The organism is Aeromicrobium sp. JP4, from assembly GCF_054957925.1.
Map to the genome: position 1 here is coordinate 26,712 of NZ_CM143290.1, position 14,602 is coordinate 41,313.

The window sequence follows — 14,602 nt, forward strand, 5'->3', positions numbered from 1 at the left end:
AGACCCGCAGGAGGCACCGTGAAACCGATCAATCTGCACGCGATTGCGCGTGACGTGAACATCGAACCCAATTCCAGTGGGCTGCCGGGTATCGGTCAGCTCAGCACGATCGTCGGCGCGTCGATGACCGTCGGGCTGATCTTGGCTGTTCTGGCCGTGATCATCTCGTCGATCGTGTGGGCATTGGGATCGAATTCGTCGAATCCTCATCTGGCGGGACGAGGCAAGGTGGGCGTGCTCGTCGGACTCGGCGCCGCGATCGTCACTGGTGCGTCCGTCGCGCTCGTGAACTTCTTCTGGAACGTCGGCCAGGCCGTCTGAGCAGGCAAGACGATGGTCGATGTGTGCGAGGTGCCGGTCATCTCCGCCGTGTGCGATCAGGCAGGCGATGCGGCGGGGACGTTGGTGACCGCACCGTTCGACTGGCTGGCCGAGTCGATGGCCAACGCCGCCGGCTGGATGTTCGAGGCCGTCTGGCAGGTCTTCGACTCGACCACCATGGTCGACGTGACCAGTGGCCAGTTCACGAAGGTCTACAGCATTTTGTTCGGGGTCGCCGTGTTCGTGATGCTCGGCTTCTTCATGCTGCAGGTCATCGGCGGCATGATCCGCCGCGAGCCGGCTGCGTTGAGCCGCGCTGTGTTCGGGCTGGCCAAGTCGGTCTTGGGCTCGTTCGTTGCGCTGGCCCTGATTGGGACCGCGCTCGAGGTCACCGACCGGCTCTGCGTCGGCATCGTTCACGCCACCGGCACCACGATGACCCAGATGGGTGACCGAGTGTCGATGCTGGCGAAAGGGATCGGAGCGCTGCAGATCGCCGCCCCGGGCGCCAGCGCGGTGATCACGATTCTCGTTGCCGGGCTCGCGCTGGGAGCCGCGGTCATCGTGTGGGTCAGTCTGTTGATCCGCAAAGCACTCCTGCTGATCGCGATCGTCTTCGCACCCATCGCCCTGGCAGGAGCGAGCTGGGACCACACCCGCGGCTGGGTCGGGCGATGGGCAACCTTCGTCATCGCGCTGATCTTGTCGAAGGTCGTTCTGGTGGTCTTCTTCCTCCTCGCGACTGCGCAGGTGTCGGCCCCGATCGATGCCGACTTGAAGTCGGTCAGCGAACCGATCTCCGGCGTGGTGCTGATGCTGATGGCCGGGTTCGCTCCCTATCTGACCTACAAGGCGGTCAGCTTCATCGGCTTCGACATGCACCACGCGATGTCGGCCGAACAGGAGGCCAAGTCCGCCCTCAACCGGCCGGTCCCGATCCCGCTGGGTCGAGGATCAGGTCGGAGTCCTCAAGCGGTTCTCACCGGGCCCACCTCATCGGGAAGCCGGGGTGGGGGCCCGGTTCTATCGTCCCCCAAGCCGGTTGGCGCGAGCGGCGCGGTTGGCGGGGCCAGCAAGGCGAGCGGTGCTGCGGGTCCGGCTGGTGGACCGGCGGTTGCCGGGTTCCTCGTGAAGGAAGCCGCGACATCCGGACCGAAAGTCGGCAAAGCCGTCGCCAACGCGGCTGAAGGACAATCATCGGCGGCCGAACCACCCCCGGCGCCGGCTGAGCCGCCGAGCCCGCCGCGACCTGCAGATCCACTCATCGCCGGAAGCGGGAGCTGACCAGCATGACCGCCCCTGCCACTAGCGGGAGCGCGCTCGCACCGGTGAAGTTCTCCCGTCTGAGCCAGCGAGGGGTGCTGCTCGGGCTCACGACCTCGCAACTGGTGGTCGTCGGCGTCGCTGCTGCGGTCCTGGTGGTTGGCCTCTACAGCGGGGGAGCGAGCTCTCTCCTCGTCGCGACGCCCGTGATTGCGGTGTGCGCGGTCTTGGCGTTCGTCAGCGTCGGTGGACGGAAGCTGATCGAGTGGGTGCCCATCGTCGTCATCTGGGGCTGGCGCGCCAGCGGCGGGCAGCTGCTGTTCCGCCGTCGGATCATCCGGCCACGGCCGGCCGGAACCTTGGCACTGCCCGGGGACGCCGCGCGCCTGCGCCAATGGGTCGATCTGGACACCGGAGCCGTGATGGTCCACGACCCCCACGCCGCTACCTTGACCGCCATCGTCGGGGTCGCACATCCGGCGTTCATCCTGCTCGACCCGACCGAACAGCACCGCCGCGTCACCTCGTGGGGTCGAGTCTTGGCCACCGCCTGCCGATCGGGCCGGATCGCCTCGCTCCAGGTCTGCGAGCGAACGTTGCCCGACTCCGGTAGAGGACTCGCCGACTGGTGGACCCGGCACGGCCGCCACGACGACTCGTGGACCTCCAAGGTCTACGACGAGCTGATCGACCGTGCCGGTCCGGCGGGAGAGCGACACGCCAGCACCGTGTCGATCTCGATCGACCTCAAGGCCGCAGGCCGCGCCATCCGTGCCGCCGGCGGCGGAAACCGCGGCGCGGCGGCCGTGCTGCGTCAGGAGATGTCGACCCTGACCGCGGCACTTCGGTCTGCGGACCTGGCACCCGGCAACTGGCTCGAACCGGGAGACCTCGCGGTCATCTTGCGCTCAGCGTACGACCCGGTCGTGGCTGGCGCCCTCGAGCGCCACGGCTCCCTCGGTCGTGACCTGGCGACTGCCGGCCCCGTCGCGGTCAGTGAGGACTGGTCCAGCCTGCGCAGCGACTCGGCCCACCACTGCGTGCTGTGGATCAGCGAGTGGCCCCGCTCTCTGGTCTACCCGGGGTTCTTGGCCCCGGTCCTGCTGTCGTCTGGTGTCCGCCGCACCTTCACGCTGCTCTACACGCCGTTGCGCACGGATCAGGCGGCACGCGACATCCGCCGCAAGAAGACCGAGTACATCTCCGACGCCGCCCAGCGGCAACGAATCGGTCAGATCGAGGACGCCCAACAGTCCGCCGAGTACCAGGACGTGCTGCAGCAGGAGGCCGACCTCACCGCCGGCCACGGCATCCTGCGCCTCACAGGGCTCATCGCCGTCAGCGCACCCGACCCCGAAACGCTCGAACAGGCGGTCGCCGAGATCGAGCAAGCCGCCATCCAGGCCTCCTGCGAAACCCGACGGCTATGGGGCCAACAGGCCCAAGCTTTTGCCGCGGCCGCACTGCCGCTGTGTCGACCGGTCTGACCGGCGGCACCTGTTCGGTCACACCACGTCCTTGGAGGTTCAGATGCCCACGTTTCATGATCCGGTCGCCGACGCCGAGGAGGCCTACGAGGCGCTGCGTGCGCTCGCGCATCAGACCGCTGCGATGGAGGACCCCCGTCAGATCTACCAACTGCTGGGGAGCCTCTCGGCCGCCGTGGCGGCGCTGGGGCAGACACTGCACCAGATCGCTCGGACCCACGACGCGCCCGACCATGACCGGCTGCACGGCCGTTCACAGGTTGGTCTCCGGCACGAGGTGTCCTGGGAGCTGCACCGCGCCGGCGAGATCATGTCCCACGTCGCAGGATGCATCGACCGCGCCCACGAAACCGAAAGCCAGATCATCTACAAGCCGCCGACCCCGGCGGTCCCTTCATTGCCCACCGAGGTAGCGTCGCGGCCAGGGTTCGGCCTGTGAACGGCTGGCGGCGGGCCCGCCTGCACAGCGCTGTCCTGGTCACTCCACGACGCGAACGCCGACGCGCACGCCGCGAACGAAAGGCCTCGGCGAAGGACCTTCTTGCTCAAGACCGCACGAACCAGCGAACGACAGCAAAGGCGAAGGCCGACCAACTACGAGACGAGCGTCGGGCAACCGAGACGCTCCCCCGAGCAGGGGAGAGGAGACCCGAGGCACTCCGGACGCCCGGTCGTCTACGACTGCCCCGCCATCAGGACACATCCGCCACCCTCGCGGGCGCATACCCGTTCCTCGCCGAGGGCGGCATGGGATCCGACGGCGTGTTCGTCGGCCAGGACCTCTACTCGGGCAGTTCCTTCGTATACGACCCGTGGGTCCTCTACGCCCAAGGCGTCATCACCGCCCCCAACGTCGTCATCGCCGGCATCGTCGGAGCCGGTAAGTCATCGCTCGCCAAGAGCCTGTACTCCCGATCCATCCCGTTCGGCCGCCGTGTCTACGTTCCCGGGGACCCCAAGGGTGAACACACCGCTGTCGCCGAGGCAGTCGGCGGCAAAGCCATCGCCCTCGGGCACGGCATGATCAACCGGCTGAACCCGCTCGACGCTGGACACCGTCCCGCCGGACTCGACGATGCTCAATGGACCGCACAAGTCACCGCCCGCCGTCGGGACCTGCTCGGCGCCTTGGCCGAGACCGTCCTCGACCGCCGCCTCACACCACTCGAACACACCGCCATCGACATCGCCCTCCAGGACGCCGTCCACTCGTCTGACGTACCTGTCCTGCCCCTGGTCGTTGACAGGTTGCTGGATCCCGGAGAGCGCGACAACCGGCTGGCAGAGGATGGACGCATCGCCGGGCACGCCCTTCGCCGCCTCGTCGCTGGCGACCTCGCTGGGATGTTCGACGGGCCGTCGACCGTACGGTTCGATCCGACCTTGCCGATGGTGTCGCTTGACCTGTCGCGTGTCACGGAGAACGCCACGTTGATCTCGGCGCTCATGACCTGCGCTTCCGCATGGATGGAGTCCGCGCTGTTGGATCCGCATGGCGGGCAACGTTGGGTGGTCTACGACGAAGCCTGGCGACTGATGGCCCACCCGGCCCTGCTGCGCCGGATGGACGCGCACTGGCGCCTCGCGCGCCATTACGGCATCGCGAACATGCTGATCTTTCACAAGCTCTCCGACCTCGATAACGTCGGCGACCAAGGATCCGCGATGCGCGCCCTCGCGTCCTCGCTGCTGTCGAACGCTGAGACGCGCATCATCTACCGGCAGGAGTCTGACCAGCTCGGCTCAACTGCCGCGGCACTCGGGCTGACTGGCACCGAGCAAACACTGCTGCCGACGTTCGGCACGGGTCAAGGACTCTGGCGGATCAAGCACCGCTCCTTCGTCGTTCAGCATCAACTGCACCCAGCCGAGCTTCGTCTATTCGAGACAGGCGACCGTGCGCGAGGCTGACTTGGTTGCGCGCGATCTTTGCGCGGCAATGGGGTGCCTGCTGCACTTTGGGCAGTCTGAAGGTCCGTGCTTCGCATCCTCTAGCAGGCACCTCTCTATCTCGTGCCTCTCTGCTCCGCATTCGTCTAAGGGCCCAAGGGCGGATGCTCGCGCTCGCAAATGACATTGAGGATCTGTGAAACACCGAATATCTGTCGGTCGCCAGTGATTGACTGTTGTCCCAATCGCGAGCCGCGCTGTGCCGAGATGGGAGTGTGAATCGCTCACGGTTGTGCAGCCGCGGAGGGGGACGATTTTAGTGAGTATCGAGCAGGACATCCGTTCTTGGGCATCGACGAGGCCTACGTGGCAACAGGACGTGCTCGTTGCGTTGTCGCGAGGCGAAACCTACGACGACCCGCTGGCCATCACCGAGCTGGCCGAACGGCTGCTCAGGCCGGACACGGCCGCTTCGAGCGCAATCGCCCACAGCCTGACGCTCGGAACGTCCGAACGCAAGCAGGTCGGGCTTAGGCAGATCTGCAATGTGAAAGGCGTCAACGCACTCGCGCCGGACCAGATCTTGGAGTTCTCACCTGACGGCATCACGCTCATTTACGGCAACAACGGAAGTGGTAAGTCGGGCTACGCTCGCATCATCAAGGCAATGGTGAGCGCCCGGCATGCCTCTCTAGTGCTGCCGGATGTTTACCAAGACGGCGCCCCAGCTCCGAGCGCCGACCTGGACTACTCGGTGTACGGGCAGCCATACTCAGAGAAGTTCCCGGCTGACCCACCGGTGCACGATCTCCAGCGTGTGCGGTTCTACGACGAGCACTGCGGTGATCAGTACCTGAGCCGCGAATCTAGTGTCACCTACCGGCCGTCCGCTCTCACGCTGCTGGACGGGCTCATCGCTGTTTGTGGCAAAGTGCGCGAAGAACTTCAGCGACGTATCGCCGGAGCAGAAACAAGGTGCTTGGAACTTCTGCTGTCTCCGAACACCCCGGCGGGTCGCTTCTACGCTGAGTTGACGGCGAGCACGACAGACGAGCAGATTGAGGACGCCTGCACCTTCACGTCTGAGGATGCTGAACGTCTTGGCAAAGCGATCCAGGAGGTCGCCCGCTTGGAATCGAGCGACGCGGCCGAAGAGCGTCGGCGATTGGAGGCTGACGCCGGCGAAATCAAGGCACTCGTGGCGAGAGTCGAAGAGCTTGAGGCCGCCGTAAATTCGGAGCGCTTCGCCGTCGTCGGCAAACTCAAAGCCGAGGCTGAGTCCAAGCGCTCAGCGGCAATGGTCGCCGCTATAACCTCTTTCGACGACGAGCCGTTGGCTGGGGTCGGATCGGACGCGTGGCGTACTTTGTGGCGCGCTGCCCGGGACTATGCGGTCTCGATGCCGGACCACTCGCATAAGTTTCCCGAGACCGGCAGTGGCGCGCGCTGCGTGCTCTGTCAGCAGCTTCTTGCGGATGACGCGAGAGACCGTTTCACGCGATTCGCCCTCTTTATGAGCGAGACCACTGAAAGTGACGCCGCGTCGGCCGAGCGCGCCTATGCCCTTGCGGTGGACCAACTCCGCTCGTTGGATTTCGCGACCCAAGCGACAACTGTCGGACTGGGAGCTGTCCTCCACCACGAGGAATCGTTGGCAGCTGACGTCCAACAGAGACTCAGCGCACTTGAGAAGCGTCGAGACAATGCGCTGGCACACTTCACCGCTGGTGGACCCGCCATCGAAGCGATCGCCGGGACTTCCATCGCAACTCGCCTCGGAGAGTTGACCAACTCGCTGGTCGCCAGGGCACAGGCCACGGACGTTGCGGGGTTCGAAGCGGCACTAGCATCCGAAAAACTGCGCCGCGACACGCTGGCAAATTCCCGAACACTCAGCGAGAACAAGGCCGGTCTCAAGGCGGAAGTCGTCCGTCGCCAGGAACTTGCCAACCTGTCGGACGCACAGTCTGCGACTGACACCAAGGCGATCACGCGGAAGGCGACTGCACTCACGGCAACCTACGCCACGGAGAAGATCCGGGACCACTTCACTCGGGAAACGGCCCGGATGAACCTAGACAAGGTCACGCTTAGGGACCTCGGTGGGCAGAAAGGCCAGATGCGGCAGATTCCAGCACTCGTCGGGGTTCAACACAGGGACGGAACGGCTCGTGCCGTGCTGAGCGAAGGTGAACAAACCGTGCTCGGCCTCGCGGGGTTCTTCACGGAAGCCGAGTTTGACGCCTCCAAGTCCGCCGTCGTGTTCGACGACCCCGTGACCTCGTTGGATCACGTCCGGCGCGACAAGGTAGCGGAGCGGCTCACTCAACTTGCGGAGTCCCGGCAGGTCATCGTCTTCACGCACGATGTCGCGTTCTTGACCGATCTCCTGAAATCTGCCGGTTCCTCGCACGTACAAATAACCGCCCAAACGATCCAGCGCCGGGGCAAGGTGCCGGGGCATGTGGGAACTGGCCTCCCGTGGAAAGCACAGGACACGAATCAGCGCCTGAACACGATCCAGAATGAGATCGCCAGACTCACCAAGGACCGTCAGGGCCTCGAGGATGACGAGTACGAGAAGCGTGTCAACGACGTGGCTGGACAGCTGTCCGAGACGTGGGAGCGCACGGTGACGAGCGAGATCATCAATCGCGTGTATGACAGGAACAAATCTGAGGTACGACCGCAGATGGTGCGGATGCTCTCCAAGATCACCGAGGTCGACAACGATGAGTACCAAGATGGTTACGGGAAGACGTCGAAGTGGGCGCTGCGGCACGACAAGTCCGAAGAGACCAATTATGTTCCACCCGAGCCAGCCGAGCTGCTCGCAGAGTACGAGCGCCTCAAGTCGTGGCACAAGCGTATTCGGGGCTACCAGCAGCAGTAAGGAGTCCGGAGAGCGGCGTCGCAACGGCAGCCCGAATTCGCCGCCGATGCCCTAACCGTCCGGTGGCGAATGTCAAGGTCGTTGGTCCTCTTGGATGGACGGGGCACGCGCCGATATCGCGACCTGCGACAGTCGTGGTGGGCCGTTGACGCACACCGCCTCGAGCCCGCGTCGATCCGGAGAGTGGAGCAGCAAGCTGGGAGCCGCCGCAAACCTGCGTCAGCCGCGAGTGCCGTACGCCGGCCGCTGGCCGCCTTGAAACACCTTCAAGTCGAGAAGCCGGCGGGAAGGCGATAGCGCGGATGAGGAAAACGACGAGGTCATTGCAGGAGCAGGACCAGAAGCTCGCGATGCTCCATGCGCGTCTGATCGACGCGGTGGGCGAACTAGTGACGTCCCAAGACTGGAAACGGGCGTTGGAGTTCGCTGCGCGCTTCCGGTCGCGGTCGTTCAGCAACGCCGTGCTGATCTACGTCCAGCACCAGACGGCGTTCGCTGAGGGGCGTGTGCCCGAGCCGACGCCGACTTTCGTCGCGGGCTTCAAGCAGTGGGCATCCTTGGATCGGCACGTGGACAAAGGCCAGACGGGGTACGCGATCTTGGCGCCGGTCACTGGGCGGTTCGCCTCTGTCACACCGGACGATCGAGCGTCGTGGCGCAGGCTGGCCCGTGGGGAGCATCCGGTGCCGGGCGAAGTGGTCCGGTCGCGGATGCTGGGAGTGCGTCCGGCGTACGTGTGGGACGTCTCGCAGACCAGCGGAGTGCCGCTCCCGAACCCGCAGCGGCCGGTGGTGTTGCAGGGCGAGGCGCCGACGGGATTGTGGGACGGCTTGGCCGATCAGGTCATCGCGTGCGGGTTTGGTGTGCGGTCGGTGTCGAACGCTGCCGCGATCGGCGGCGCGAACGGACTGACGAACTACACGACGCACGAGGTGTCGATCCGAGCGGACATGGACGATGCCGCCCGGGTGAAGACGCTCGCGCACGAACTGGGCCACGTGCTGCTCCACGGGCAGGACGCCGGAGGCCCGCTAATGCATCGGGGCATCGCGGAGGTAGAGGCGGAGTCGGTGGCGTTGATGGTCGCGGCCGCGCATGGGTTGAACACCGAGGACTACACGGTCCCGTATGTGTCGAGTTGGGCGAGCAGTGTCGAAGGCAAGACGCAGGTCGAGGTGGTCCAGTCGACTGCCGAACGGGTCCGGACGACGGCCCTGACCATCTTGGACCGTCTGAGCACGCAACAGATCGGTGACGGAACTCCGCCCGGTCTGGACCGCCGACGTTTGAACCAAGCCCCAGCGGGTCGGAGTGTGGAGACGGTGTCGTGCGATGTCGCGGAGGTGGCCGGGCCATGAGCATGCACCTGTACCGGCGGGAAGAGCGGCCGGCGCTGCGCGTGCCGGTCGTGTTTCCGCAGGTTGACGTGGATGTCGATGAGGAGGGCCGGATCGAGGTGCGGGTCGACGGCGATCCGTACGGCGAGACCGGAGTCCTGGGGCGGGGCGACTTGCAGCGAGTCGTCACCGCAATCGCCGTGGAGTTGGATTCGGCGGTGCGGGTGGACGTGCGCGAGTCCGACGGGGCGACGTTCACCGACATCATCACTCCACCGTTCGAGGACGCACCGGCGATGCCGCCCGAGGACGAACCGGGATCGCAGAAGCTCAGCGCCGCTGCCGGCGAGGTGTGCCGGACCGGGTTGCTGCCGGGGGAGGAGATCGCGGTGGTCGTGGTGGTAGCGCGTGTGACGGCCGACGCCACCGGCACGGCTCGGTTCCATCTGCCGCCGGCGCTGGCGGCTGCGCGTGAGGTGATGCTCATCTCCCAGCCGGCACCTCCGGCAACGACGGGCGCGGCGTGAACCCGCGTGGCCGGCCGGTCGATGACGACCTGGTGAATCTGGCGCTGTTCGCCCTGGGTGTGCTGGGGCTAGTGGCTGCGGTGCTGCGCCTCGCCGGGACGGTCGCCTCATGGGTCAGCGGTGTGGACCCTCCCCGGTCGGGGTGGCACGGCGGGCTCGGCGTCCTGACGGACCCGGCCGCGCCGGGCCGGGCGTTGGATGCTGAAGGTCTGACGGCGTGGGCGTACTGGTCGGTGGTGGTGGCGATGCTGGCCGTGGTTGTCGCCAGTGCGGTGGTGGTGTGGCAGCGGCTGGGAGTGGTCCGGCAGCGGGCTTCGCGGGACCCGCGCCGCGTGGTCGGGGTGGCCACGCGCAGCGAGGTGAGGGCCGTTGCCTCGCGCCGGGCACTGCTGGCGCGCAGTCGCACCCTGCGGCCGTCGCTGGACTCGCCGGTGGCGTCCGATGTCGGCTACCTGCTGGGCCGGGCTCACGGTCGTGAGGTGTGGGCGTCGGTGGAGGACTCGATGTTGCTTCTTGGGCCGCCCCGGTCGGGCAAGGGTCTGCATGTGGTGATCAACGCGATCCTTGATGCGCCCGGTGCGGTGGTCACGACGGCGACTCGGCCGGACAATCTTGCCGCGACGCTCACGGCCCGCGAGACGCGGGGGCCGGTGGCGGTGTTCGACCCGCAACGCCTTGCGGGCGGACTGTCCGCCGGCTTGCGGTGGTCTCCGGTGCGGGGGTGTGAGGATCCGTTGACGGCGATGATCCGTGCCACCGGTTTGGCGTCGGCGACGGGCTTGTCGACCGGGGGAGTGGAGTCCGGCGGGTTTTGGGAGGGCAAGACCCGCACTGCGCTGCAGGCGCTGCTGCACGCGGCGGCGTTGGACGACCGCCCGCCGCGGGAGCTGTTCACGTGGACGCTGTCGCCGTCGGCCGCGGCCGACGCGGTCGCGATCCTGGCGGGCCACAGTGACGCGGCGCCGGGCTGGGCCGACTCGCTCGAGTCGATGATCCACTCTGACCCCCGCACCCGGGACTCGATCTGGATGGGGGTATCGCTGGCGCTGTCGTGTCTGGCCGATCCACGCGTCCTGGACGCCGTCACCCCGGGGCCGGGGGAGCAGTTCGACCCGGTGGAGTTCCTCACCTCGAACGGGACTTTGTACCTGCTGGCGACCGGAGCGGGAGCTGGGGCCTCGTGGTCGTTGGTCGCCGCGTTCATCGAGGACCTCGTCGAGACAGCTCGGCATCTGGCCGCCGCGTCACCGGGTGCGCGAATGGACCCACCGCTGCTGTTGGCGTTGGACGAGATCGGCAACCTGTCACCCTTGCCGTCACTGCCGGTGCTGATGGCCGAGGGAGGCGGAACCGGCATCACGACGATGCCGGTCCTGCAGTCGTTGTCCCAAGCTCGCGACAAGTGGGGCGATCACGCGGCCGGCGCGATTTGGGACGCCTCGATCGTCAAGGTCATCCTGGGCGGCACGTCGTCGGCTTCGGACCTGCGGGACCTGTCGGCACTGATCGGTGAGCGTGACGAGAAGACGGACACCGTCTCGATCGGCGACTACGGTTCCCGGTCCCTGCAGCGCTCGACCCGTCGCGTCCCGGTCCTGCCGCCGGAGGTCATCCGGACGCTGCCATTCGGGACGGCGCTGGTGCTCTTGCGCAGCGCCCCGCCGGTCGTCACTCAGTTGCGACCTTGGACCGCGCGACGTGACGCGGTGACCCTGCGTGAGCAGCGAGCCCAAGTGGAGACGGCACTGCGGCATCCCAAGGGTCAGTAGTCCTCGTCGGCCGGATCCCGACCGGCGCGGGAAGGCGCCTCATTCGGGTCCACGTCGACCGGCACGAGCCGGCCTGAGGGGATCCAGTCGACGTGCAGACCGAGCGTGGTCTGCACGGCACCGGGATCGTCGGTGACGTAGACGACCTTGGCGTCCCACCCTGACCGACCGCGGCGCCAGCCGATCACGAGGCCGCGTGCAGGGGCGAGGTGCCGGTGGCGTCTTACCAGCACGAACCGGACCGAACGATAGGGCGGCCACCTGTCTCGCCGTCCCGGATTCGCGCCCACAGGCCCCAGCGTAAGACCGTTTCGAACATGCGTTCGCATCGATCGGGGCGGCGAGTCGCTGACACCTGAGGAGTAGACGCGAGTCAAACCTAAGGCTCGCCCGGACTCAGGAGTGATCATGGCGATCCCCACCCAGTTGAGTTTGCACGGCTTCATCGCCACTGCCCCGGAACTGAACCTGACCGACAACGGTGTGGCGCGGTTCCACGCGCGAGCCGGCATCGAGCAGTTCCGCAAGGAGACCGACGGCTCGTTCACCAGGCTCGATCCCATCTTCGTGGACTTGGTGATGTTCAACAAGACGGCCGAGCGCGCGTACGCCAGGTTCAAGGTGGGCGACCAGTTCGTCGCGTCGGGCTACGTCCACGCGTACGAGACCGGGTCGGGGGAGCGCGAGCAGTTCGTGGCCCGACGGGTTGGTCACGATTGCGCCCGCACGCTGTACGCCGTCGACCGGAGCCCTTCGCATCAACCGGATCCGCCGACCGACCAGATGTCCGTCGTCAACTCGCCGGCGACCGCGGTTGGGCTTTGAGGTCGGCGGTGACGGCGATGGCGACCACCTGGCAGCAGTCCATCCTGCGCGGAACGGACCCCGACGACGTCGGAGCACCCGAGGACTTCCGGGTGCCGATAGAGGACCGCCTGTTGCGGCCGGTGAACTGGAACGTCCTGACCTCCGATGAGGCTGAGGCCGAGTGGCTCGACCTGAATGCCTGGGTCGAGTGGCTGCGCCACGCGTTCGGTCTGCCGCCGACCGTCGTGCCGCCCTACTGGCACCGTCACGACGAGCTGGTGTGGGAGTTGTCCGCTCTGCACACGCACTGGTTGAACTCCTACGACCCGGATGCTTCCGCGTCGGCGCCATGCGCGTGGATGCGCGACTTCGCCGATGCCCGCAACCGGCTGCGCGAGTGGGTGTCGACCTGCGGCACGAAGCTCGACCGCGACCGCCCCACCCGCCAGACCGCCTGGCCCGGCGAACCTCCCGCGGTGGCCTCGCTCGAGGCCGTCATCGAAGACCGAACCGCCGACTTCGTCCAGTTCGTCATCGAGGACGTCGAAGCCCGACAGCGGATCGAAGACCAGTACGCCGCGACCGCCTGATCCACAGACGACGACGTGGACGCCGGCCCGTCCACAGGATCGGCCGTAGTCGACGCACCGGCCTGCTGGCACCCACGGTGGCGCCAGCACCTATCTGAGGAGTCCTCATGTTTCTCGCCCACGCCCTCGCCCTGGCCGAGGCGCGTTCGGCCGTCGCCGCGCTCGCGGACGCGGCACACACCGAGGCCGCGTCGATCGAGTACGAACGAGTCCTGCTTCAGCTCGACTGGCTCCACCACGGCATCGCCCCGGGCATCACACCGCCTCCCCAAGAGGCCCGCGACGTGCTGTTCGGGATCGCCGAGACCGCGATCGAGACGCTGGGTGGCTTCGGGGTCGATCTGCTGGAACTTGAGCTCGTCCACGACATGCTCCTCGCGGCACGAGAGAGCGACCGGTCCTGATGTACGGCCCGAACAGCGATGCGCTGCGAACGGAACTCGCGGCCCTGCTGCGCCATCACCGGATCCAGCACCGTCTGGGTGGCCCGATCGGGATGGCACCCGAGACGAGCACTGTCGACGAGCGTGACGCGATGGGTCGGCAGATCCGCCGCTTCCGACGGTCGGTGCTGGTCTGGTGTCGCCAAGCCGTCACCGCCACCACCCGCGACACCCTGGCCTCAGGGATCCGCGATCATGACCGAGACGTGGCCGAGGAGTTCCGACACCGGCTCCGCTCCACTCTCGAGGCATCACGCGATGGTCTACCAAGCCTGGACGAGGTCGCCGATCCAGTCGGGAACGCATTGGTCGACACGTGGCGCCGGGCCGCCCGAGCAGCGACCTTGGGCGAGCATGACTTCGGTGCCGGAATCGACTACGGCCACCTGACAGACGCCCAGTGCGCCACCGTCATTCAGGATGCCGCCACCGTCGTGAGAGCGGTGGTGTCGCTGGACCAGCGGTACGGCAACGTCCCCGGCTGGGACTTCCTCGCCTCACCCGGCCGGCTTCTCCTCGCTGCGGAGGACTGTGCACTGCTCAACGTCGCGTACGACCTGGACGACTCGGTGGACTTGAAGGGCTGGCGACCGCAGCCCCGCTTGATTCCCGGTCCGCTGCCACCCGGGCTCGCCGGCGTCATCCAAGGAACCCGGAACTTGCTGGCCGCACTGGACAAGGTCCCAAGCATCCGGAACTTCCGGATCGTGCTCGAGTCCCAGCGCATCGTGTCCACCGCTGCTGCGGCGGCCGTCGCCCCCACGGATCCATCACTCGCTGCCGTCTGGCGTGACCGAGCCCAGACGTTCCGGAGCTTGGTAGTCCGGACGCGCGACGTCGCCGGAAATCTCGGCGACGGGCGAACCGCCGCATCCCACGCCGCAGTCTTGGCGCGTCACGTCCAGCGAGTTGGGGCGGATCTTCAGAACGGTGCGGATGCCCACGTGCTCGACGACCTGCTCGTCCAGGTCGAAGGCCGACTCGCTGACGTGTTCGGGCGAGCCGCGCACGAGAAGATCTACTTCCTGCGGGTCCCGCTGTCAGTCCTTGGCGTGACGAAGGCGGGACTGGTGAAACTGCGTGAGGAGACCCTCGTTCCCTTGAATTCGTCGCTGGGTGACGATCTTGTTGCAGAGCTTCGAAGGAAACTCCCGAACTCATCGGGATCAGTGTCTGCCCGCCGGGTGGCCACGGCGGCGACGCGAATCGAACTCGGGACGGCGTTGGGACATTCGGGTGATCCGCGATACGACGTGATCGGTCGCTGAGCACGCC

Annotated in this window: 14 protein-coding genes; 13 read left to right on the top strand and 1 reads right to left on the bottom strand. The window is 66.8% G+C overall.

Translation table 11 applies throughout. The features are described from left to right. Window positions 1–18: 18 nt before the first annotated feature. The 9 genes from ACY1JX_RS00130 (at window position 19) to ACY1JX_RS00170 (ending at window position 11,487) form a co-directional block, all read left to right on the top strand. Window positions 19–321 (top strand): DUF6112 family protein, encoded by a 303-nt coding sequence (locus ACY1JX_RS00130; RefSeq protein ID WP_462564766.1) that lies wholly within the window; start codon window positions 19–21, stop codon window positions 319–321. A gap of 12 nt (window positions 322–333) precedes the next feature. Continuing rightward, window positions 334–1,605: a conjugal transfer protein TrbL gene (locus tag ACY1JX_RS00135; protein ID WP_462564767.1), complete on the top strand. Its 1,272-nt coding sequence runs from the start codon at window positions 334–336 to the stop codon at window positions 1,603–1,605. A gap of 44 nt (window positions 1,606–1,649) precedes the next feature. Further along, window positions 1,650–3,071 carry an SCO6880 family protein gene (locus ACY1JX_RS00140; RefSeq protein WP_462564768.1) on the top strand — a complete coding sequence of 474 codons (1,422 nt, stop codon included), beginning with the start codon at window positions 1,650–1,652 and terminating at the stop codon, window positions 3,069–3,071. A gap of 31 nt (window positions 3,072–3,102) precedes the next feature. Beyond that, window positions 3,103–3,510, top strand: a complete 408-nt coding sequence (locus ACY1JX_RS00145) for a hypothetical protein (RefSeq protein WP_462564769.1) — start codon at window positions 3,103–3,105, stop codon at window positions 3,508–3,510. 308 nt (window positions 3,511–3,818) lie between these two features. After that, window positions 3,819–4,982: an ATP-binding protein gene (locus ACY1JX_RS00150; RefSeq protein WP_462564770.1), complete on the top strand. Its 1,164-nt coding sequence runs from the start codon at window positions 3,819–3,821 to the stop codon at window positions 4,980–4,982. Between the two features lie 298 nt (window positions 4,983–5,280). After that, complete coding sequence (locus ACY1JX_RS00155; protein WP_462564771.1) at window positions 5,281–7,854, top strand: AAA family ATPase; 2,574 nt, start codon at window positions 5,281–5,283, stop codon at window positions 7,852–7,854. A 323-nt stretch (window positions 7,855–8,177) separates the two neighbouring features. Further along, window positions 8,178–9,212, top strand: coding sequence for an ArdC-like ssDNA-binding domain-containing protein (locus tag ACY1JX_RS00160; protein WP_462564772.1), 1,035 nt, complete (start codon window positions 8,178–8,180; stop codon window positions 9,210–9,212). Further along, window positions 9,209–9,718, top strand: a complete 510-nt coding sequence (locus tag ACY1JX_RS00165; RefSeq protein WP_462564773.1) for a hypothetical protein — start codon at window positions 9,209–9,211, stop codon at window positions 9,716–9,718. Before ACY1JX_RS00160 ends, ACY1JX_RS00165 begins: the two co-directional genes overlap by 4 nt. Next, window positions 9,715–11,487 carry a type IV secretory system conjugative DNA transfer family protein gene (locus tag ACY1JX_RS00170; RefSeq protein ID WP_462564774.1) on the top strand — a complete coding sequence of 591 codons (1,773 nt, stop codon included), beginning with the start codon at window positions 9,715–9,717 and terminating at the stop codon, window positions 11,485–11,487. The genes ACY1JX_RS00165 and ACY1JX_RS00170 overlap by 4 nt, the downstream gene beginning before the upstream one ends. On the opposite strand, the gene ACY1JX_RS00175 is transcribed toward ACY1JX_RS00170, so the two are convergent. Next, window positions 11,481–11,720 (bottom strand): hypothetical protein, encoded by a 240-nt coding sequence (locus ACY1JX_RS00175; RefSeq protein WP_462564775.1) that lies wholly within the window; start codon window positions 11,718–11,720, stop codon window positions 11,481–11,483. The genes ACY1JX_RS00170 and ACY1JX_RS00175 overlap by 7 nt on opposite strands. A gap of 175 nt (window positions 11,721–11,895) precedes the next feature. On the opposite strand from ACY1JX_RS00175, the gene ACY1JX_RS00180 reads away from it, so the two are divergent. From ACY1JX_RS00180 to ACY1JX_RS00195, 4 genes are all read left to right on the top strand, one after another. Beyond that, on the top strand, window positions 11,896–12,312 hold the full coding sequence (locus tag ACY1JX_RS00180; RefSeq protein WP_462564776.1) for a single-stranded DNA-binding protein: 417 nt from the start codon (window positions 11,896–11,898) through the stop codon (window positions 12,310–12,312). A 17-nt stretch (window positions 12,313–12,329) separates the two neighbouring features. Further along, a complete protein-coding gene (locus tag ACY1JX_RS00185; RefSeq protein ID WP_462564777.1) occupies window positions 12,330–12,884 on the top strand; it encodes a hypothetical protein in 555 nt (184 codons plus the stop codon). Between the two features lie 107 nt (window positions 12,885–12,991). Beyond that, the gene (locus ACY1JX_RS00190; protein WP_313404003.1) at window positions 12,992–13,288 is read left to right on the top strand and encodes a hypothetical protein; all 297 of its coding nucleotides are present in this window, start codon (window positions 12,992–12,994) and stop codon (window positions 13,286–13,288) included. Beyond that, on the top strand, window positions 13,288–14,595 hold the full coding sequence (locus ACY1JX_RS00195; protein ID WP_462564778.1) for a hypothetical protein: 1,308 nt from the start codon (window positions 13,288–13,290) through the stop codon (window positions 14,593–14,595). Before ACY1JX_RS00190 ends, ACY1JX_RS00195 begins: the two co-directional genes overlap by 1 nt. Window positions 14,596–14,602 lie beyond the last annotated feature (7 nt).

Coding starts and splice junctions, on each gene's coding strand:
- ACY1JX_RS00135 (WP_462564767.1), top strand. CDS start 334: ATGGTCGATGTGTGCGAGGTGCCGGTCATCTCCGCCGTGTGCGATCAG.
- ACY1JX_RS00150 (WP_462564770.1), top strand. CDS start 3,819: ATGGGATCCGACGGCGTGTTCGTCGGCCAGGACCTCTACTCGGGCAGT.
- ACY1JX_RS00165 (WP_462564773.1), top strand. CDS start 9,209: ATGAGCATGCACCTGTACCGGCGGGAAGAGCGGCCGGCGCTGCGCGTG.
- ACY1JX_RS00180 (WP_462564776.1), top strand. CDS start 11,896: ATGGCGATCCCCACCCAGTTGAGTTTGCACGGCTTCATCGCCACTGCC.
- ACY1JX_RS00185 (WP_462564777.1), top strand. CDS start 12,330: ATGGCGACCACCTGGCAGCAGTCCATCCTGCGCGGAACGGACCCCGAC.
- ACY1JX_RS00190 (WP_313404003.1), top strand. CDS start 12,992: ATGTTTCTCGCCCACGCCCTCGCCCTGGCCGAGGCGCGTTCGGCCGTC.
- ACY1JX_RS00195 (WP_462564778.1), top strand. CDS start 13,288: ATGTACGGCCCGAACAGCGATGCGCTGCGAACGGAACTCGCGGCCCTG.